Source organism: Thermanaerothrix daxensis, assembly GCF_001306145.1.
GTDB lineage: Bacteria > Chloroflexota > Anaerolineae > Anaerolineales > Anaerolineaceae > Thermanaerothrix > Thermanaerothrix daxensis.
Window position 1 is genome coordinate 39,034 of sequence record NZ_LGKO01000005.1, and the last position, 20,208, is coordinate 59,241.

The 20,208-nt window shown below is 60.3% G+C and carries 16 protein-coding genes; 3 read left to right on the forward strand and 13 right to left on the reverse strand.

Going from position 1 to position 20,208, the window contains the following annotated elements; genetic code table 11:
- Positions 1-19: 19 nt before the first annotated feature.
- The 5 genes from SE15_RS14945 to fadR are packed head-to-tail and all read right to left on the reverse strand — an operon-like array spanning position 20 to position 5,920.
- Complete coding sequence (locus SE15_RS14945) at positions 20-241, reverse strand: glycosyltransferase (RefSeq protein ID WP_054521771.1); 222 nt, start codon at positions 239-241, stop codon at positions 20-22.
- A gap of 4 nt (positions 242-245) precedes the next feature.
- Complete coding sequence (locus SE15_RS08875) at positions 246-1,805, reverse strand: FGGY-family carbohydrate kinase (protein ID WP_054521772.1); 1,560 nt, start codon at positions 1,803-1,805, stop codon at positions 246-248.
- Between the two features lies 1 nt (position 1,806).
- Positions 1,807-3,549, reverse strand: a complete 1,743-nt coding sequence (locus SE15_RS08880) for an FAD-binding oxidoreductase (protein ID WP_054521773.1) — start codon at positions 3,547-3,549, stop codon at positions 1,807-1,809.
- A gap of 18 nt (positions 3,550-3,567) precedes the next feature.
- Positions 3,568-5,157, reverse strand: a complete 1,590-nt coding sequence (locus SE15_RS08885; protein ID WP_054521774.1) for a glycerol-3-phosphate dehydrogenase/oxidase — start codon at positions 5,155-5,157, stop codon at positions 3,568-3,570.
- Positions 5,158-5,209: 52 nt separating this feature from the next.
- Positions 5,210-5,920 (reverse strand): fatty acid metabolism transcriptional regulator FadR, encoded by a 711-nt coding sequence (gene fadR, locus SE15_RS08890; protein ID WP_054521775.1) that lies wholly within the window; start codon positions 5,918-5,920, stop codon positions 5,210-5,212.
- 120 nt (positions 5,921-6,040) lie between these two features.
- Between fadR and SE15_RS08895 the strand changes: the two genes are divergently transcribed.
- The 3 genes from SE15_RS08895 to galE all read left to right on the forward strand — a co-directional run bounded on the left by SE15_RS08895 (position 6,041) and on the right by galE (position 10,211).
- Complete coding sequence (locus SE15_RS08895) at positions 6,041-7,045, forward strand: glycosyltransferase family 2 protein (RefSeq protein ID WP_054521776.1); 1,005 nt, start codon at positions 6,041-6,043, stop codon at positions 7,043-7,045.
- Positions 7,014-9,053: a hypothetical protein gene (locus tag SE15_RS08900; protein ID WP_054521777.1), complete on the forward strand. Its 2,040-nt coding sequence runs from the start codon at positions 7,014-7,016 to the stop codon at positions 9,051-9,053. The genes SE15_RS08895 and SE15_RS08900 overlap by 32 nt, the downstream gene beginning before the upstream one ends.
- 66 nt (positions 9,054-9,119) lie before the next feature.
- The gene (gene galE / locus SE15_RS08905) at positions 9,120-10,211 is read left to right on the forward strand and encodes a UDP-glucose 4-epimerase GalE (RefSeq protein ID WP_083461843.1); all 1,092 of its coding nucleotides are present in this window, start codon (positions 9,120-9,122) and stop codon (positions 10,209-10,211) included.
- 6 nt (positions 10,212-10,217) lie between these two features.
- Here galE and SE15_RS08910 read toward each other — a convergent pair whose 3' ends face one another.
- The 8 genes from SE15_RS08910 to SE15_RS08945 all read right to left on the reverse strand — a co-directional run bounded on the left by SE15_RS08910 (position 10,218) and on the right by SE15_RS08945 (position 20,043).
- A complete protein-coding gene (locus SE15_RS08910) occupies positions 10,218-11,648 on the reverse strand; it encodes a Gfo/Idh/MocA family protein (protein WP_083461844.1) in 1,431 nt (476 codons plus the stop codon).
- A 175-nt stretch (positions 11,649-11,823) separates the two neighbouring features.
- Entirely contained in the window at positions 11,824-12,822 is a 999-nt protein-coding gene (locus tag SE15_RS08915; RefSeq protein WP_054521778.1) for an ABC transporter ATP-binding protein, read from the reverse strand.
- Complete coding sequence (locus SE15_RS08920) at positions 12,819-13,805, reverse strand: ABC transporter ATP-binding protein (RefSeq protein ID WP_054521779.1); 987 nt, start codon at positions 13,803-13,805, stop codon at positions 12,819-12,821. Before SE15_RS08920 ends, SE15_RS08915 begins: the two co-directional genes overlap by 4 nt.
- A gap of 16 nt (positions 13,806-13,821) precedes the next feature.
- Entirely contained in the window at positions 13,822-14,778 is a 957-nt protein-coding gene (locus SE15_RS08925; RefSeq protein ID WP_054521780.1) for an ABC transporter permease, read from the reverse strand.
- A 12-nt stretch (positions 14,779-14,790) separates the two neighbouring features.
- Positions 14,791-15,945, reverse strand: a complete 1,155-nt coding sequence (locus tag SE15_RS08930) for an ABC transporter permease (protein ID WP_054521781.1) — start codon at positions 15,943-15,945, stop codon at positions 14,791-14,793.
- Positions 15,946-16,161: 216 nt separating this feature from the next.
- Entirely contained in the window at positions 16,162-18,231 is a 2,070-nt protein-coding gene (locus SE15_RS08935; RefSeq protein ID WP_054521782.1) for an ABC transporter substrate-binding protein, read from the reverse strand.
- A gap of 256 nt (positions 18,232-18,487) precedes the next feature.
- Positions 18,488-18,988, reverse strand: a complete 501-nt coding sequence (locus SE15_RS08940) for a DUF402 domain-containing protein (RefSeq protein ID WP_054521783.1) — start codon at positions 18,986-18,988, stop codon at positions 18,488-18,490.
- The gene (locus SE15_RS08945; protein WP_054521784.1) at positions 18,985-20,043 is read right to left on the reverse strand and encodes an ABC transporter ATP-binding protein; all 1,059 of its coding nucleotides are present in this window, start codon (positions 20,041-20,043) and stop codon (positions 18,985-18,987) included. The genes SE15_RS08940 and SE15_RS08945 overlap by 4 nt, the downstream gene beginning before the upstream one ends.
- Positions 20,044-20,208 lie beyond the last annotated feature (165 nt).

The following is a 20,208-nucleotide window of genomic DNA, read 5'->3' on the forward strand; positions in this document are numbered from 1 at the left end:
CATGAAATAAAGATAATTGTTATAGTGCGCCAGGTTCATACTGGTCATCCGAGTTAATAAAGCCAATGATCTCGCCTTGGCAAATGCGCAGGCCTTTGTTGAGTGCATGGGATTGTCCTCGATCGGGTTCGTTCCACCACCGGATCCGGTCGGCGTATTTCTCTAAAATTTCTTGGGTTCCATCTGATGAGCCACCGTCAAAAACCAAGTACTCCGGGTCGGGGTAATTTTGCCCTAACATCTCTCTATTCGTTTCCCGCTTTCTCCATCTCCTCCATTTCGGCGTAGAGCGGGCGGAGGCGGTCGTAGAGGCGACGGTAGATGCGGTGGTACAGGGCGTTGTAGCGCCGATGGTGTTCCGGGATGGGCTCAAAACGTTTGCCCGGACGGGTCATGGCTTGCGCAGCGCTCTCAAAATCGCGGTGCAGGCCCAGCCCTACCGCCACCACAATGGCGGCGCCAAGCCCCGAGGCTTCGTAGATATGTGGACGGGACGCCGGCAGGCCGAAGATATCGGCGGTCAGTTGCATGGCCGCTTCGCTTTGACTGCCACCCCCGGCCACGCGCAATTCACGGATCGGCACGCGCGTGCGCCGCACAATGCGTTCGCCCCCTTCGCGCAGGGCATAAGCCACCCCTTCCAGGATGGCGCGGTAGAGGTGGGCGCGGGTGTGCAGATCGCGAAAGCCAATCACCGCGCCGCGTGCCTCCGGTCCCGGTTTCTTCAGCCCGGGGGACCAGTAGGGCTGCAGGATCAATCCATCGGCACCCGGCGGCACGGCATTGACCAGGCGATCAAAGAGCGTTTCCGGTTCCTGGCCCTGCTCCCGTGCCAGCGCTTCTTCGGGCTGGCCGAACTGACTGCGGAACCAGGTGACCATCCAATAGCCCCGGTACACCTGCACTTCCAGGCTGTAGGCACCGGGCATCGCCGAGGGATAGGGGGGTAGCAACGGCGTGACTTCCAGGTAGCGCTGCGAGGTCACGTTGATGGTGGCGGTAGTGCCGTAACTCAGGCAGGCCAGGTCCGGCAGCAGGCAACCGCTACCCAGCACTTCACAGGCTTTGTCCGCGGCGGTAGCAATCAGAGGCAGCCCTGCCGGTATCCCGGTGGCCTCAGCGGCGGTGGGGGTGATATACCCAAGGACCTCGCCCGGGCGGCGCAGCGGTGGCAGGGCTTCGCGTGGCAGTGGGACCACTTGCCATTTCCAGTCCCAGGCGGCGGCCCAGTCCTGCTTTTTGTAGTCGAAAGGCAGGTAGCCCACCTGGCAGCCGGTCGAATCCACCAATTCTCCCACCAGACGGTAGGTCAGGTAGCCGGAGAGCAAGACGTACTTGTGGGTCTGAGCCCAAATTTCGGGCTGGTGGGTGCGGATCCAGGAAGCCTCGGCCTCGGCCTGCAGGTAATTGACCGTGGCGGTCATCCCGCTGAGGCGGAAAGCCAACCCCCACAGCCCACCGATGGGCTTAAGCCCCGGCGTACGCCGCTGGTCCATCCACACAATGGCCGGACGTAGCGGGCGCAAGTCGCGATCCAGGTTAATGACCGTGGCACGCTGGGTGGTCAGCCCCACACCACGGATGCTGGCCTTATTCACGCCTGGCTGCTGCCATAACTTCTGGCAGGCAGAGCAAATGGCCTGCCAGAAAACTTCGGGGTCCTGTTCGGCCCAGCCGGGTGCAGGGGAGTAGTAGGGTTCGATTTTTTGCTGTCCTTTGGCCAGCAAATTGCCCTGCAAATCAAAAAGAAGCGCGCGGGCGCTCTGGGTGCCCATATCAATGGCCAGCAGTGTCGGTTCGCTCATCTTACCCTCCCTGGTTTTTACCCCAGCGTTTAGCGGCTTGCTCCGGGGTCATATCCAGTCCCAGCGTACCCCCCGGATTGAGAATGTGGTGGGGATCAAAGTAATTCTTCAGGGCGCGCAGGACACCCATGGCGGTGGAATCCAATTGTTCTACCAACCAGGGGGCCGTCTGCTTACCGACCCCGTGGTGGTGGCTAACCGCTGCACCGCTTGTTTGAATGGCTTCGATCAGGGCATATTGTACATCCAGATAGTCGGCGATGGAGGTGTAGGGGAGGATGAAGATGAAGTACAGGTTGGCGCCCTGGGGATAGACATGGGAGATGTGGGTCATGACCAGGGGGACCCCGTGCGCCTGCGCGGCGGCACGCACCGCCTGGTAAGTGATTGGGAGGCGCGTCCAGGTACCTGCACATTCGAGTGTGTCAATGACAACGCCGAAATCCAGCAAGTCCTCGCGCAAATAGGGGTCGCGAAAGCGCTCACGCTCCCAGCGCTGCGTGATGGGCAGAAGGCTGAGGTTAAGAGCGCCGTGATCGCCGCAGATTATGCGGATGCGTCGTTGCAAATGACTGCAAAAGCCGCGTTCGCCATCGCAGGAGCCGATGAGCAGGCAACGCTCCCAGGGGCGGTAGCCCAACCGGGTAAGTAGCCCATCCAGGGGGGTGCCGGCCAGGCCGTACATGTGCATGGCCACCTCGGTTTCGTCCCCGTCAGAAAGGCGGAAGATGGAGGGAGCACCGGCCTCATCCTGCATGATCTCGCGCAAGGCGGCCTGACCCTGCTCCCAGGACTTGAAGAGGAAAGCAAAGCGGCGCGTGTTTTCGGGCTGGTAGCGGAAAATGCGCAGGGTGGCATTCAGCAGGATTCCATAGGCCCCTTCACTGCCGATCATAATCTGGTCCAGGTCGGGCCCAATCGCGGCGCGTGGATAGGGGGGCGTCCGCAGTCGCCCAACCGGGGTGGCGTATTCCTGTGCCAGCACCAGATCTTCGATCTTACCGTAGTAGGTGGAGTTCTGGCCGGCCGAACGGGTGACAATCCAACCTCCCAGACTGGAATATTCGAAAGATTGGGGAAAATGCCCGCAGGTGTAGCGTCGTCTGGCTGCGAAACGCTGGGGGGCCTGGTTGAGCGCCGCTTCCAGGTCAGGGCCACGGATGCCGGCTTCGGCGGTCACGGTTTGATCGGTTTCGCTAAAGTCCAGAATGCGGTTTAGGTGGCGGCTTAGATCGAGCGCTACCCCACCCAGCACGGCTTCACGTCCGCGGGTGACCGTGGAGCCACCGCCGTACACATAGAGTGGAATGCGCTGGGCATGGCAGTAATCCACAATTGCCTGGACCTCATTCGGTGTGCGGGGACTGAGCACGGCGGCGGGCAGGTTTTCCAGAATGCCCAGGCGCAGGCGCAGTTGATCTACCATGCCCGCACCGTAGGAGGCGCGTACCCGGCTAAAAGGATCCGTCCGCACATTCTCTGCACCCACCAGATCGCGCAGGGCGTTCAGGTGGGTACCCTCTAGAGGGATGGGAAGCGCTTCCGGCAAGGGACGTAGCCCCAGCCATTCTGGGGTTGGCTCGGTTCGGAAGGCGATCCCCAGGCGGTCCTGCAAGAGGCGCACCAGGCCGAGGTTGGGGTGCTTGAACGTGTGTGGGTCGCCCCATTTGAAGATGGCACGAAATGAGCCGGGAGGGGGCGGGCTTTCAATCCAGCGGGGCGCGGAGACGGAGTTGGGTGTCATGCAAACCTCCTGAGGGGATTAGCCGGTTGGACGAGGGCTGTAAAAACGCCACCAGGTTTCACGATAGGCATTGACCTCTGCTTCCCAGCGAGCATCTTCCCAACCTAATTCGGTTTGTACCAGAGCCCGAATGCGGTCGAGGTGGTCCATTCCGCCGTTGGGCAGGAGTAGCCCCAGGCGCACCCGGCGCAGGAGCAGATCTTCCAAGTGCACCACTCCCTCATGGCGGGCTGCCCAGCGCACTTCTGCCCACACGTTGGGCAGGGTAGGAATGGGTTGCCACTCTGCAGGGGGCATTTCGGCAAGAAACTGGGGCAAGTCGGGGCCGAGTCGCCCGGCCAGGTAAGCCAAGGTTTCAAAATCGAGATCGGGGGCTGCTACTTCCGCCGGGGCAGGGGAAAAGAAGGAGGCGCGCGGGCGAGGAACTGCGCGCAGGTTCAGGTATGGAGCGGCCAGGCGCAACGTGTCCAGTGCCATGCGCCGGAAGGTGGTCAATTTTCCCCCGGTGATGGTGATCAGCCCTTGCTCGTCCCAGACGCTGTGGGCACGAGATTCCTTGGAAGGATGCTCCGCCCCACTGCGTATAATCGGGCGCAAGCCGGCAAAAGTGGCGATGAGATCCTGATCGCCAGCCTCTACGCCGGGGAAGACGGTGTGCAGGGCTTCCAGCAAGTAGTCAATCTCCTCAGAGGTGGCAAACGGTTCGCGATCTTCCCACTCTTTGGGGTGATCCAGGTCGGTGGTGCCGAGCAGGGTTACCCCCTCCCAGGGGATGGCGAACATGGCGCGGCGATCGCGCGGGTGAAGCAGGGTAACGGCTTCGCTGAGTGGGAAGCGTGCATGGGGGAAGACCAGGTGGCTACCGCGAGTGCGGCGCAGGCGAGGAACCCCGCCGACTTGCTGACGCAGGTCATCCGTCCAGGGGCCGGTAGCGTTGATCACCACCCGGGCGCGTATTTCAGCGGTGCGTTCGTGGGGGTCGGCTTCATCCCGCACCACGGCGCCGCACACCTGCCCGGAGGCGGTGCGTAACAGTGCAGTGGCACGGGCGTATGAAAGGGCGACAGCCCCGGCCTGAACGGCCTCACGTAGCAGGCGCAACACCAGGCGCGAATCATCCACCCGTGCATCTCCATAATAAACTCCACCTGCCAGGTCGGTGGGGTTGAGCCAGGGACAGCGTGCCAGCAGATTCTGCGGGGTGAGTTTTCCGTGCTGCCAGCGCAGGGCCATGCCATCGTAGATAAGTACCCCCATCTGAAATTGGCGCAAGGATGCGCGGTAATAGGGGTAAACCGGCAGGACAAAGGAGAGCGGCGTCACCAGGTGCGGTGCGGCACGCAGCAGCCATTCCCGCTCGCGTACCGACTCGAAGGTGACATTGAACTGACGATTGCGCAGATAGCGGAAACCCCCATGCACCAGTTTTGAGGAACGACTGGAAGTACCGAAAGAAAAATCGCGAGCCTCAATCAGCAAGGCGCGCAGTCCGTAAAACGTGCACAAGCGCAATAAACCGGCCCCGGTCACCCCGCCCCCGATGATGAGCACATCCCAGGGGCGATCCAGAGATGCCCAGACGGCATCGCGCCAACCACGAGACCACATAATCATAACCTCCTGAAGGGGTAAAAGCACGAAATGAAGGCGAGCGAGGGCTTCAGAGCGCCGAATTCCCGTTGCGAACTGTGGCTTCCCACAGGCGGATGCTCTCCAGCATGACGGCTCGTGTCAGGGCTTCGGCGGCATCCGGCTGATTCTGGCGGGCATATTCGAGCAAGCCCTCATAATAGGCGCGCGAGCGGGCGCGGGCGGCGGCGCGAGCGAAGTAGCGCCGGGCCATGCTCAGGTAGAGTTCGCGAAACCCGTTGAGAATGAGCGTGAATACCGGGTTGCCCGAAAGCACGGTCAGAGTGTGATGCAACTGCCAATCTGCGGAAGCAAAGGCATCTGCTTCGTCGGGGACTCCACACAAGGTTTCCAGCAGGGCTTCTACCTCACCGCGGGCGCGCTCGAAAGCCAGGCGACAGTAGGCCGGTGTCAGCAGGACACGTACCTGCAGTAAATCCGGGATGAACGTGGGGGGAAGGGCTTCGGGGTGGTTGATGAGCGCGCTCAGGATGTTGAGGTTGCCCTCGCGCCAGTAGTCGCGCACACGAGTGGGCTTGCCGTGGTGAATCTCGATCCAGCCATCCCGCGCCAGGCGTTGGAGTGCCTCACGTAGCGTGGGACGGGTAATGCCCAGGCGGGCCGCCAGATCACGTTCGTTGGGCAGGGTGCTACCTGGGGGGAACGTGCCGGTGAGAATGGCTTCGATGAGGCGGTTTTCGGCGATTTCGGCAGGGCGGGGGGGAGGGGGCAGCCAATCCATAAGAGGCTCCTGATAGGTAAGAGGTCATACCAGTTACAGTATAGTGAAGTCGGACCCAAAAAGCAAGTGGTTTTTCTGATATACTTACTTTGAACTTATTTCCTGACGATTGTTCCTGCGTTGATCTCAAAAAACGCTCTCCCCTCTCAGGTTGCCATTGTGGTGCCGGTTTACAATGAAGAAGCCGTGGTGGACGCGTTTCATCAGCGTCTGCGCAGGGTGATTGACGTGCTTCCCGTTACCTTTTCGATCATTTACGTCAACGATGGTTCTACCGATGGTACCCAGGTTGCTCTTGAAGCAATAGCGCAGGCGGACCCGCGGGTCGTCGTGGTGGAACTGAGCCGCAACTTTGGGCATCAGGCCGCCCTGACCGCGGGTCTGGATCAGGTCGAGGCCGAGTGGGTCATCAGCATGGATGGGGATGGTGAGCATCCTCCTGAACTGATTCCCGAAATGCTGGCGCTGGCAACCCAGGGCTACGAGGTGGTGCTGGCTCAGCGGCAAGAGCCCCAACAGGCAGGTTGGTTCAAGCGCTGGACCTCGGAGGCTTTTTACTACCTGATCAATCGAATCGCCTCCACTCCCATTCCACCGGGGGTTTCGGATTTTCGCCTGCTCCATCGCCGGGCTTTGGAAGCCCTCCGTCAGATGCGCGAATATCACCGCTTTCTGCGGGGGATGGTGGCCTGGGCGGGCTTTCGTACGGTGATTTTGCCTTATGCGCCCACCCCACGCCTGGGCGGGCACTCGCACTATTCTCTGCAAAAAATGTTACGCCTGGCGTTCAATGCCATCTTTTCTTTCTCCTTGGTTCCTCTCTATCTCGGGATTTCGCTGGGGGGCGTCTTCTTGTTCCTGGCCCTGCTGGAAGCCCTCTATGTGCTCAGTTTCTGGTTAACCGGGCGCCAGGCCAGTCTGGCGCCGGGCTGGTCTTCGCTCATGTTTGTTCTGCTCTTTGTGGGCGGCTCTTTGATGATCATGTTGGGAATCATTGGGTTGTACGTGGGGTATATCTTCCAGGAGGTTAAGCAGCGCCCCATCTACTTTATCCGACGGATGGTCACCTTTTCCTCGGATGCTGAGTCCAAGCATGACCCGCATGCCCCTACGACGCCTGATTGAGTTTCTGCATACCCTTCCTTTCCCCCTGTGGTTGGCCGGGATTCTCCTTCTTGCCTATGGCCCCTTCCTGCCCTGGCTGGGATTCTACTGGGATGATTTGCCCCTATTATGGATTGCCAATACTTACGGTGCAGAAGGGTTACAACGTTATTTTTCCACGAATCGCCCGATCTGGGGGGTGTTTTACCAAATCTCGATGAGCTTCATGGGCACGGTGCCCTGGCAATGGCAACTCTACGCGCTGTTCTGGCGCTGGATGGCCGGTCTCACGTTGTGGTTGACCCTGCGGCAGGTTTGGCCGCAGCGCTCGGCAGAGGCGGCCTGGATGGCTTTGGGGTTCAGCCTGTATCCCGGCTTTGGGCAGCAACCGATCAGCATCGTGTACAGCCACTTTTTCATTGTTTTAACGGCGTTTTTTACCTCGCTCTATGCCATGCTGCGCGCGGTTCGTTCCTCTTCTCGTGGCTGGGGCTGGCATCTCCCTGGTCTGGGGCTAAGTGCGATCAACCTGCTGAGCATGGAGTATTTCTTCCTGCTCGATCTGTTGCGTCCGCTGTTGTTGGCGCAGATACTGCCGGGGGAGTACACCCAGCGCTGGCGCAAGGCCCTTCGCCTTAGCCTGCCCTACCTGGCAGTGTTTGTGGGGGTGGCGCTTTGGCGTGCCTTTTTCTTCCCCTACCAGACCTATAATTATCAGCCGCACCTCCTGCAATCCCTGAGCCTTCAGCCCCTGGCCGTGTTGGGGCAACTGCTGGGGCGCATGCTTCGCGACATTCTGCTTACCGGCATATTGGCCTGGTTTCACCCCTTAGCCCGTCTGACGGCACTCCCCGAAGCGGGTCCGCGTACATTGCTCCTCACCGCAGGGGTTCTGGTTGTGGCGCTGGGAGTATTTTATTGGCTGGTGCGGTGGGTCTGGCCACTCTGTGGGGGTAGCCGTCTGGTGGAGCGGTGGGCAGAGGCACGCCCTCTCCTGATCCTGGGTGGGGTTAGCCTGCTTCTGGCTGGCTGGCCGTTCTGGCTCACCGACCTGCCGATCCAACTTGGTTTCCCTTACGATCGCTTCACGTTGCCCTTCATGCTTGGGGCGGCATGCCTGTTGGTGGGTCTGGCGCGACTTCTGCCGGCAACTTGGGGGACGGCAGCCCTGGGGATTGTGGTTGGGCTGGCTGCGGCCTTTCAAACCCAGAATGCGGGTGAGTACCGGCGGGATTGGGAGACCCAGCGCGCGTTCTTCTGGCAAATGGCCTGGCGCATTCCTGATCTTAAGCCTGGGACTACCGTGGTTGTGCAGGGACTGCCGCTAACTCATTACAGCGATAACTCCCTGACTGCGCCGCTGAACTGGATTTACGCTCCGGAAAACCGCACCCAGCAGATGGACTACCTGCTGATGGACCTTGACGTGCGTCGTTCTTATCCGGCTCTTCAGGCAGGCATTCCGCATCAACCGGTGGTGTTGGATTATCTGGCCGCCACATTCAATGGAACTACCGATCAGGTGCTGGTGCTTTTCTTCCGGCCCCCTGCCTGCCTGCGGGTCATTGACCCTGCCCTGGAGGCCGACAACCTGTTCTTACCCCCACAATTGCGTCGGGTGGCCGCACGACTAGGTGCCCCGGCGCAAATTGAGGCTCAGGCCGATCCGCCCAGCTTGCCTGCGTTTTACGGCCGTGAACCGGCGCATGGCTGGTGTTACTACTACGAGCAGGCCGATTTAGCCCGCCAGCGTCAGGACTGGGAGACCGTGGTGCGTCTGGCTGAAGCCGCTTTTGCCCTCGGCGATTACCCCAACGATCCTGCCGAGCGCCTGCCCTTCATTGAAGGGTACGCCCATGTGGGTGAGTGGGAGCATGCGCTGACCCAGAGCCTGGAAGCCGCCCGGGTGGCTCCGACCATGCAGGAGGTGGTATGCCGCTTGTGGCAGCGTCTGCTACGTGAGACCGCGCCAAGCCCACAGCGTGACCGGGCAACCATGACTTTACGTCAAGAAATTACCTGCCCTTAGTTGGAGGATGCGCCAAAATCGTCTATAATCTCACCCGTGTGAGCATTTCCATCCCCAAGGAGGCGTATGAAGATTCTAGTCAGCGGTGGTGCCGGTTATATTGGGAGTACCATCTGCTCCGCTCTGCTGGATGCCGGCCACACCCCCATCATCCTGGATAATCTCTCCACCGGGCGGGTGGAATTCACCCGCGGGCGCATTTTTTACCATGGTGACATTGCGGATGTCGTGCTCCTGGAACGCATTTTTCGGGAGCATCCCGACATCCACGCGGCCATTCACTGCGCGGCGCTGATTGTTGTCCCGGAGTCTATGGAGAAGCCCTACGAGTACTATCGCGAGAATGTGGGCAAATCCATAGAATTTTTCTACCACCTTCAGCGGCTGGGTTGTAAGCGCGTGGTCTTCAGTTCCTCTGCCTCGCTGTACGATGTGGTGCCGGGGTTCATGGTGCGTGAAGACTCGCCGCTCAAGCCTTCCAGCCCCTATGCACGCACTAAATATATGATGGAGATGGTGCTGCGGGATTACTGCCTCAGTTATGGCATGTACGGCATTGCCCTGCGCTACTTCAACCCCATTGGGGCCGACCCCAAGATGCGCAGTGGCATCCATGTGGAAAATCCCACCCATGTTTTAGGGCGGATGGTGGACACCGCATTGGGGAAGTACCCCTATTTTGAGATTACCGGCACCCAATGGCCAACCCGCGATGGCACGGGGATTCGTGATTACATCCACGTTTGGGATCTGGCCGAGGCCCACCTGGCCGCCGTCCTGGACTTCGACGCCGTCTTTGAACGGGCTGGCAACCCACCGGATCGCTATCTGGTGATCAACCTGGGGACGGGCCGTGGGGTGACCGTGCGTGAATTGCTGGAGGCCTTCCAGAAGGTCATTGGGCGGTCCATCCCGGTGCGGGAAGCCCCGCCGCGCCCCGGCGACATTGCGGGCTCCTACGCCAACGCGGATACCGCAGAGCGCTTGCTGGGGTGGAAGGCGCGCCTTTCAATTGAGCAGGGCATCCGGGATGCGTTGCGCTGGGCGGAGATCCGCCGGCAGATCTTAAACGCTGGAAATGCCGGCACAGTCTCGCTCCAAAGCGCGGTGTCTGAAGTGGATTCGTCGGCTTTAGATCACGGCCCGGTGCACCCGTGAGGCATTTCACTCAAAAGTGAACACGCGCCCGGTGAGGCGGGATTCCTCAGCAGCAAAAGCCAGACGGTGGCTCTCCAGCGCCTCGCGCGCTGTTTGCAGTACCTCGGCGGGGTTGCCCCCGGCCCGCACGCAGGCAACAAAGTGTTCCATCAACCCCATATCGCCGCCGCCGTGTCCCTGGCCCGGGGGTGGGCTGGTATCGTAGGTGCGGCGGGTAAGGGTGCGGTGCTCCTCGACTTGAATCCATCCCCCGCCATTGCCAGCGATGCTCATCAAGCGTCCGCGGGTGCCTTCGATGCGCGTGGAACGGTGCTCCACATGCGAATGCCCGTGCATGGTCAGGGTGACCGTGGTGCCGTTGTCGAATACCATGCTCACTACCTGATGATCTACCACGTCGTTATCGCAGTGGTAAACGCAGCGTCCATAGGGACCGAGACGCAGGGCCTCCAGCAGGTTTTCGGGCGTGGGATCAAGCGCCAGGACCGTCAGCGGCCAGCCGCGGTACTCGGTGATCTGGCGCAGGTCAGGGTAGACTCGACTCAGGGCACGCACCAGGCCGGGCCGCTTGACCTGCTGCTGGGTGGCCCAGCGGGCAATACCGCGCGGCGCTGTCTCGGCGTAGTTGTGCCAGAAGGGCTTCATCTCCAGGTAGATGTAAGGCGCGTAGTAGGGGCAGGTTTCTGCTGCCGGACAGCCATCCAGGCAGCGCTCCGGAGCACCGGGGGGAGCATTTTCGGGGCGGAAGTGCAGCAGGCTGCCCACGCTGTAAAGGCGGCGGCAGCGCTGCCCCAGGGCCCAGGGCAGCATATCCAGGTCGTGGCAGCATTTGGCCAGAATCATTGGGCTGGAAAGGGCCTGATTGCGCCAGTTGCCGCGGACGTAGGAGTGTGCCATGTGCCAGAATGCAACATTCTCGCGGTGATCCACATCCACAATTTGCCCCAGCACACCGGATTGCACAATCTCGCGCAGCAGGCGGTAGTGGCGGGTATAGCGCATGACGTGCCCCACGTGCAACTGCCGGCCGGTGGCTTCGCTGGTCGCCACGAGTCGCTCGCACTCCTCCAGGCGCGGGGCAAGGGGTTTTTCCAGCAGGATGTGGTAGCCGGCACGCATTGCCGCCAGTGCGGGGGCGGTGTGCAAGGTATCCTGAGTGCAGATCAGCGCGGCGTCGGCCATCTGGGGTTCATCCAGTAAATCTTCCCAGGTGGTGTACTGACGCTCGCGTGGAATGTGGTGCTGGGCAGCGAAGCGAGCACGACGCTGGGGATCCGGCTCGGCGACCGCCACAAATCGCAATTGATCGGGGTGTTGTAAGGCGTAAGGGGCGTAGGCTTCGGCGCCGCGTTGTCCGGCGCCGATCAGCACAGCGGTGACAGGTTGCGAGGGCATTGGCAGGGCTCCTTCCAGAGTACGGGCTGGAGGGGGGATCATGACACCCACTCCCGGCTAATTATATCTGCCTTGCGACTGCGGGTGGGGCGCGTTAGCAGGGCATTTTTCGTTGCCGTTGGTGTGCTCGGTGGAGAGGCAGTGCCATGCCCTCCCAAACGACTCAAAACGCCGGGCATATAGCCCGGCGCTGGGTCGCTGAGCAATCGAAGGAGGCCTATACCCGGTAGCAAGCGGCTAGGTGGCCCCCGCCTTTATCTTCCAGAGGGGGGTGGTCATTATCTTCACAGACTTTGGCGGCAATGGGGCAGCGCTCGAAGAAGCGGCAGCGCGGGGCCGGGTTGATGGGCTTGCTGATACTGCCTTTGATCTCGGGTGTGCCGCGCTTGAAGGTCGGATCGGGCACCGGCACGGCTGAGATCAGCGCACGGGTGTAGGGGTGCAGAGGGTGATGCAGTACCTCCTCGGTGGGCCCGTATTCCACGATTTTGCCCATGTACATCACGGCCAGCATGTCGCTGGTGTAGCGCGCCACGGCCAGGTCGTGGGTGATGTAAAGGTAACTCACCTCGAGTTGCTGGGCCAGGTCCATCATCAGGTTCATGACCCCGGTGCGGATCGAGACATCCAGCATGGAGGTGGGCTCGTCGGCAACCACAAAACTGGGGTTGATCACAAGAGCACGGGCAATGGCCACGCGCTGGCGCTGCCCGCCCGAAAGTTCATGGGGGTAGCGGAACATGAACGAGGTGGCCGGGGTCAGCCCAACCTGCTCCAGCATCCTGGCAACCATGACCTCGCGATCCAGCACGGTCCCGATGCCCTGTACCGCCAGCGGCTCGGCGACGATGTCGAAGATGGTGAGGCGCGGGTTGAGCGACTCATACGGGTCCTGGAAGATCATTTGCACCCGGCGGCGGAAGCGTTTCAATTCCTTGCCTTTGAGCGCGGCCAGGTCCACCAGATTGTTTTTCTCGTCGGCAATGAGGATCTTGCCCTCGGTGGGATCAATCAGGCGGGTGAGCAACTTGCCGGTGGTGGTCTTCCCGCAGCCCGATTCGCCGACCAGGCCGAGGGATTTGCCGGCGAGGATGGTGAAAGAAATATCATCCACGGCGTGCACTTTGAGCCTGCCAGGATTGAAGATGTTCCCCCCCACCGGATAATATTTCTTGAGACCTGTGACCTGTACCAGAGGGATGCCGTTTGGGGTCATGATTGCACCTCCGCCACCGGAGCGGGATTCCAGCAAGCCAGGTAGTGGCCGCCGCCGATATCTTCAAAGGGGGGCTGTTGCTGTTTGCAGATATCCAGTGCGCGCGGGCAGCGAGGGTGGAAGCGGCAGCCCGGGGGCGGGAAAAGGAGATCCGGGGGCTCGCCGCCCAGCGCAACCAACGGACGCTTCTCGCCGACGATGCTGGGGAAAGCCGACATCAAAGCCACGGTGTAGGGGTGACGCGGGCGCTTGAAGATTTCCACCGCATCGGCCAGTTCACATAAGCGCCCGGCGTACATGATGGCAATGCGCTCGGCCACTTCGGCGATCACGGCGATATCGTGGGAGATGTAGATCATGCTCATGCCCATCTGCTTCTGCACCTGGCGCAGTTCACGCAGCACCTGGTCCTGGACGATCACGTCCAGGGCGGTAGTGGGCTCGTCGGCGATGATCAGGTCGGGGTTGCAGGCCAGGGCCATGGCGATGATGGCGCGCTGACGCATCCCGCCGCTGAATTCGTGGGGGTAGCGATCGGCCATTTTAGGGTCAATGCCCACCAGGTGGAAGAGGGCTTCCACGCGCTTGCGTGCTTCGGCGGGGTCAATATCCCGCTCGTGACGCTCGATGGCTTCGATGATTTGATCGCCCACTTTATACACCGGGTCCAGGGCATTCATCGCCGCCTGAAAGACCATCGAGATGCGCTTCCAACGCACGTTCTGCATCTCTTCTTCGCTGAGTGTGGTCAAGTCCATTCCATCCAGCAGGATTTGCCCGCCGGTGATCTGCGCGTTGTCGGGCAGAAGGCGCAAAAGCGCCATGGCCACCGAGGTCTTCCCGCAGCCCGATTCGCCGACCAGGCCAAGGGATTCACCGCGCTTCAAATCGAAAGAGACGTCATCAATGGCCGAGACCGGGCCTTTGCGCGTCTTGTAGATCATGGTGAGGTTGCGAACCGAAAGCAAGGGTTTTTCTGCCATAGGTCTATCCTCGGGTTTAGCGCCGACGCAGGCGCGGGTTGACCACTTCGTCCAGCGCACGCCCTACCAGGTAAAAGGCACTGCACAGGAGGGTGATCGCCAGGCCTGGCGGAACGATCAGGTACCAGTATTTCCAACCGCCCAGCAGGTAACCTGCGGCCTGGGTGGTGTTGATCATGATGCCCCAGGACATGCGCAGGTTGAGCAGGCCAAAGAAGGATAGAGCCGCTTCAGAGAAGATGGCTCCGGTGACGGTAAACATCATGTTGAGGAAAGCTAGGGGCATCAGATTGGGGACAATGTGGCGGAAGATGATATGCAGGTCGCTGCCTCCGGCCACCTTGGCGGCTTCGATGTAGGGCTTGACCTTAATGGTCAGCGCCTGGGCTTTGAAGATGATGGTAGTGCCGCCAAAGCCGGAGAGGATTCCGATCAATAGCGCCAGTTCAATCATCCCAAAGTCGAAAAAGGCTGTCAGCACCACCAGGAGGGCGATAAAGGGCAGAATGTTAATCAGGTCGGCCAGACGCATGAAGAAAGCATCCAGCGCACCACCAAAGTAGGCCGAGATGGCGCCCACCGAGGTGGCAATGGTTACGGTGACGATGGCAGCCAGCAAGCCCAGGACGAACTCCGATTGCGTGCTGTACATTAACTGGCTGAGCACATCCCGTCCGACCGGGTCGGTGCCCAGCAGGTGACGTGCTGAAGGTGGGGAGGGGTGCTGCAAAATTGTGGGGTCGTTGCCGATGAAGGGATCGTAGATGTTCGGTTCCCACACCGTGTGCATCAGAATGGGGTGCGCCAGTGCCATCAAGCCGAAGAAGACGATGATTCCCAGCCCCACCAGGCCGATTTTGTTCTCGGTAAAGAGGGCCCAGCTCTGCTTCAGCCCTTTCCAGGCGATGCGCAGGCGGATTTTCCACAGCGGTTCCTGTATGTGAAAAGCGGTTTCGGCAGGTGCAGTGGTCATGATTCGGCTCCCTCAGGCATAACGAATACGCGGATCCAGGAAGGCATAGGCAATATCTGCCACCAGGTGGGCCAGCAGGGCCAAGGTTCCGATGAACAGGAAGGACCCCATGACCAGGGGGATATCCCCTGTGGTAGAAGCCGTGAGCAGCGTTAACCCCAACCCCTCCCAGGAGAAAACGGTTTCGGTGATGATGCCGCCGCCGAGAATGAAGGGCAAAGAGATGATCAGGCTGGTGAAGACCGGCAAGACCGCATTGCGTGCGGCGTGCTTATCGCGCACTACACGTTCCGGCAAGCCCTTGGCGCGGGCTGCCATGATGTAGTCTTCGCGCAGGGTTTCCAGCATGGTCGTACGGGTGAGGAGCATGGTGCCCGAGAAGTTGATCAGGGTCAGCACGATGATGGGCAGCGCCATGTGGTAGAGAATATCCCAGGCGTACTTAGCCACTGGCGAGGCTGCCCAGTAGCCCACGACAATGGCGGCACCGCCGATCAGAGCGCTCCAGCGGAACAGCGAGGCGCGGTAGGGGTTCATACGGCGGGTGAGGTAGTACACCACCACCAGAGCGACTGCCAGGAGGGTCATGGTGAGCAATAAGTTGATAAAGATTTGATTGGCCGTCAGCCCTTTAGGAGCGGCGCGCCAGAGAGTCACATCCAGGAACTTGCCAATGGGGAACCACTTAAGGGTGAACCCAAACAGGTAAATCATCATTAACGCAAACCAGGGTGTGAAGACGGTGTAGAAGAAGGCTCCTACGACTGTGATCCCGTATTCCAGCCCCGTTCCGCGCTGCCAGGCCAGCACGCGTCCTAACCAGTAGCCCACGAAGAACTCGATCAGAGTTGCCGTGAGAAAGAGAAAGATGGTGCGCGGCGCGCGCTCGAGGAGGACATCCATGACCGGTTTGCGATACTGATACGATTCGCCCAGGTCACCGCGCAGGGTGTTGCCCATCCACTGGAAAAACCGCACGTAAGCGGGCTTGTCCAGCCCCAGGCGGCGGCGCAGGGCTTCGCGCTGTTCCTTGGTGAACTTGGGGTTGTTGACGTATTGGAGAGTGATGTCGCCGGGTTGGGCATCCAGAATGAAGTACGTCAGCGCGAAAAACACGAACAGGGTGACCACAATCTGCAACAGGCGGTTGGCGATATACTTGAGCATCCCAACTCCTCAGCGTGGATTAGATACCAGATTGTGCAATCTTATCATGATCTTAATGACATGTCACCCCAAGTACGGGTAACAAATATCAGTCAAAGCGGATGATTTTTGACCCAAGATGATTGAACAAACCCTCTTTGTGATCATAAAAACGAGGTTGAGGGGGGAGAGTCCCCTCAACCTCGCAGGTTACCGCTTCAGGTGCGCACCTGGGGGTTACTGAGCGGCAGGTTTGGCAATAGTGGGCGCACCATAGAGCCCGGAGCCGATTCCATCCAGCACCTCGGTGTAGGGGTATTCGAGGTTGCGGAAGGCATCGTAGATCGGGTTGGTGAAGAGTGTGATATAGGGCAGTTCGGTCGCCAGGATGTTCTGGATTTCGAACGCCAGCTCTTTGGCCTTATCAACATCGGTCTCGAGCAGGAAGGCATCGCATTTTTCCTTCAGCGCGGCGCTCTCGTACCCATAGGGGTTGGTGGGCACGCCGCTGTCGAAGAAGGTGCAGATGTAATCCGGATAGATGCTCAAGCCCCAGCCGAGGATGAACATGTCGTAATCACCCGTGTCGTAGACGGCGGAGAGGATGTTGTTGAAGTTGGTCAACTCAGCCGTGGCGGGGATGCCTAACTGGCGCATCCACTGCTCAATATACACACCCGTGGTGGCGCGCAGGGGGTCATAGCCCGCGGAGGGCGCCAGTAATTTCACCTCGGGGAACTTCTCGCCGTTGGGCAGTTTCAGCCCCTGACCGTACTCCACCGAACCGCCGCGAGCAGGGTTCCAGGTGGGCTCTTTCTCCCAGGTGAAACCAGCGTCCTTGAGAATCTGCACGGCTTTCTCCATGCGGGTCTTGGTATCATCCCCAACGCACCACTTGGGCACATCCGGGTTGTGCCAGAAGCCATTGCCCTCGGGCACTAGCGTGTACACCGGTAGTACCGCGCCCTGGAGCACGCGCTCAGTGAGGAAGTCCAGGTCAATCATGCAGGCAATGGCCTGGCGCAGGGCCTTACCCGCCTCGCCCTTGAAGTAAGAGCGGTTCTGGTTGAAAGCCAGGTAGCGGAAGCCGTTCTGCTCGTTCTCCACGATGGTGATATTGGGATCTTCTTTCAACTGATCCACAAAGCCCTGCTGCAAGCCGCTGGGGTTGAGCAGGAAATCTACATCGTTGTTGCGCAGGGCCAGCACGGCGGCATCCGGATTGCCGTAGAGGGTGTAGAGCGCGCTGTCAAAGTACGGACCGCTCTTGTACTCAAGCACCTTTTCGCCCTCGGGGGTGCCGTAGGCGACGAATTCATAGGAGCCGTCTTCCTTGTACTCGCGGTAGGCGCCGTTGGCGTATTCCTCAACTACCGTGCCGATGAAGAAGTTATTTTCATTGACGCGGTTCTCAGCGAAAGCGCCGACTTCCCACTTCTCCAGCCGCCAGGCGCCGAAGGTGGGCTCACCTTCATTGTCCAATTTGTGCAGGATGTCCACGGCTTCAGCAAGCTTGGCATCCAATTCGGCCTGCTTGGCATCCAGTTCTTCCTGGGTAGCGGTGCCTTCCTTGACAGCCTTCTCGAGGTCGGCGACTTCCTGTTCAAGCGCCTTGTACTCGTCGCTCTCCAGCACGGCCAGTGCTTCGGCGACTTTGGGCTCCCAGTAGGCCTTGCTCACAAACGGAGTTTGTAGAGCCCCGTACTGCCACAGTGAAAGGCCCGGAATCTGGTTGTAGTAGTACTTCACCGTCAAGGGATCCACCGCTTCGGCCTTGACCAGGAAGTCGGGATTGTAACCCGATTGCCAGTTGAGGCCCAGTTTGAACTTAAGGACGGTGTTGACGGTGAAGGCCACATCCTCGGCTGTGACCGGGCTGCCATCGCTCCACACCAGCCCGTCTTTGAGTTTCACCGTGGCAACGTAGAGGTCACCTTCCTGAGTGAAATCGCTGGGGAAATCGGCCGCTACTGCGGGGATGAAATCATAGCGCTGATCCGAGAGGGTGAACAGCGTAGGCCAGTGATAAATCTGGACGACATAGTTCCAGTAGGACGCTCCTACATCATCGAAAAGGGCCCATACGTTGGTGGTGGTCAAGTCCTCCAGCGTAGCGAAGCGGATGACCGGCGCTCGCTCAGTAACGGGCTGGGTGGGTTGTTCTGCCGGAGGTTGGGTGGGCTGCTCCTGCGCGGGCGGTTGCGTGGCTGCAGCCGGGGGTTGGGTCGGCGTGGCCTGAGCGCACGCAGCCAGCACCATGCTGGCAATGAGCAGCAGGCTGAAAACGAACAACAGATGACGCTTCATTTTTCTCTCCTCCTTACCTTGGAATGGGAATTAAGAGGGACTTACTTAACAAAACGGCATGGGGAAGCCCCGGACTGCCCTCTCGACAGCCCACCGGTCCAGTCCCATAGCAGAAAGGGGTGAGTGAGCCGGTGGTTTTCCAGTCCATGCAGGCATTCTCCAGCCTGACAACTGCCCATGTGGGCAAGGAAAGTATAGCATAAATAAAAAATAGGCGTCAAGTTAAATACCAAATGGGACTAATTGTCTCTACAATTCAAGGGCGAAACAAGGAGCGCAGGCCACTCAGGAGTGCCAGCCCCTGGGGAGAAGCGGTGTGGGTTTGCAGTTCTCCCAGGGCTGCCAATGCCTGCAAGCGCTCTTCCTGGCTCAGCGGCAGGGCGGCGAACTCCTCTTCATCCAGTACTTTTTGCTGTCCATCGGGGTAGATCAGCAGATCCAGGGCCAGGTCCACGTATGCGATGGTTTCCGTGCCGATTTCAGCCGGGCGGGTGATGTTGGCATACCAGGCTTTCAGGGCATCGGTATCGCGGTCGTGAATTTCAAAGATGTTGTACCAGCGATCGCCGAAATAGGCTTCGAGGAAGCGATCGCCTGGGCGCAGAACGAGGCCGAAGAAGGGCATCTCGGCGCGGTCGAAAAAAGCCTCCAGAAGCACCCTTTGCGGCTGTCGCTCCAGCACCCGCCCGCGGTAGCGCCACACCTCGCGCCCATGCAGGTCTTTTTTGATCACCCACACCCATTCGGGGCCGGTCATGGCTCGGACTCCAGCACCAGGATGCCAGCCGGGTCTAGGCTGAGAGTCAGGGAAGTGCCGGGTTGGACCGCGTGGCTCAGGGTGAAACCCAGGCGCAGTCCGGTGGAAGTGCGCAGTACCAGGCGGTAACCTTCACCCCGAAAGGTGACATCTTCTACCAGGCCCTCGATGCGGTTGGGGGCGGCCGTGTCCGGCGCAACCGTGCGGGCCGCAGCGGGCCGAAGCAGTGCGGTAACCCGCTGGCCGATTTGCCAGGGCAGGGCTGTGCCATCATGGGCGGCTTCCAGTATTCCCAAGGGGGTTTCCAGGCGTAGGGGAGAAACGCTCTGCACCCGTGCCGGGAGCAGGTTGGTCAGGCCGAGGAAACGCGCTACCCAGGGGGTGGCCGGGCGGGCGTAGACGGCGTCTGGCGGGCCGTCCTGGACCACCTGCCCCTCGTGGAGCAGGATCAGGCGATCGGCGATGGCAAAGGCCTCCTCCTGATCGTGGGTCACGTAAATGGTTGGGATGCCACTTTCGTGCAGGAGACGGCGTAGGAACTCGCTTAGTTGTTCACGCAGGGCACGATCCAGTGCACCTAGGGGTTCATCCAGCATCAGCAGGCGCGGTCGGGGGGCCAGCGCACGCGCCAGTGCCACCCGCTGCTGCTCACCGCCCGAGAGGTCGGTGACACGGCGATGGGCAAAATCGTGCAGGTTGACGCGGGCGAGGGCTTCTGCTACGCGGCGGGCTATCTCCGTACGAGGTAGCCCCTGCATGCGCAGGCCAAAGGCTACATTCTCGGCCACGGTGCGGTGTGGGAAGAGGGCGTAATCCTGGAACATTAACCCAAAGCGGCGCTGGTGCACCGCTACCCCGGCCAGATCCTTCCCCTCCCACAGAACCTGCCCCTGTTCGGGGGCTTCTAACCCGGCAATGATGCGCAGGAGGGTGCTCTTGCCACTGCCTGAGGGTCCCAGCAGGCATACCGTTTCGCCGGCCTGCACCCGGAACGAGACCCCGCAGAGTAAGGGCTGGCCTTCGTAGGATTTCCAGATGTTGCGGACTTCAAGCATGGTGCGCCTCTTGCTTGTGCCGGGATGCGTTCTATATCCTACCATAAAACGCCGCCGGGGCGGCCAACGGAGGGCAGTGTGGGCGAGGGATGAGGCGTGTTATAATTTGACCCGGCAATAAAAAAGGCGCCGCCAGGGACGCCAAACCGGGTTGAAAGGATCGGG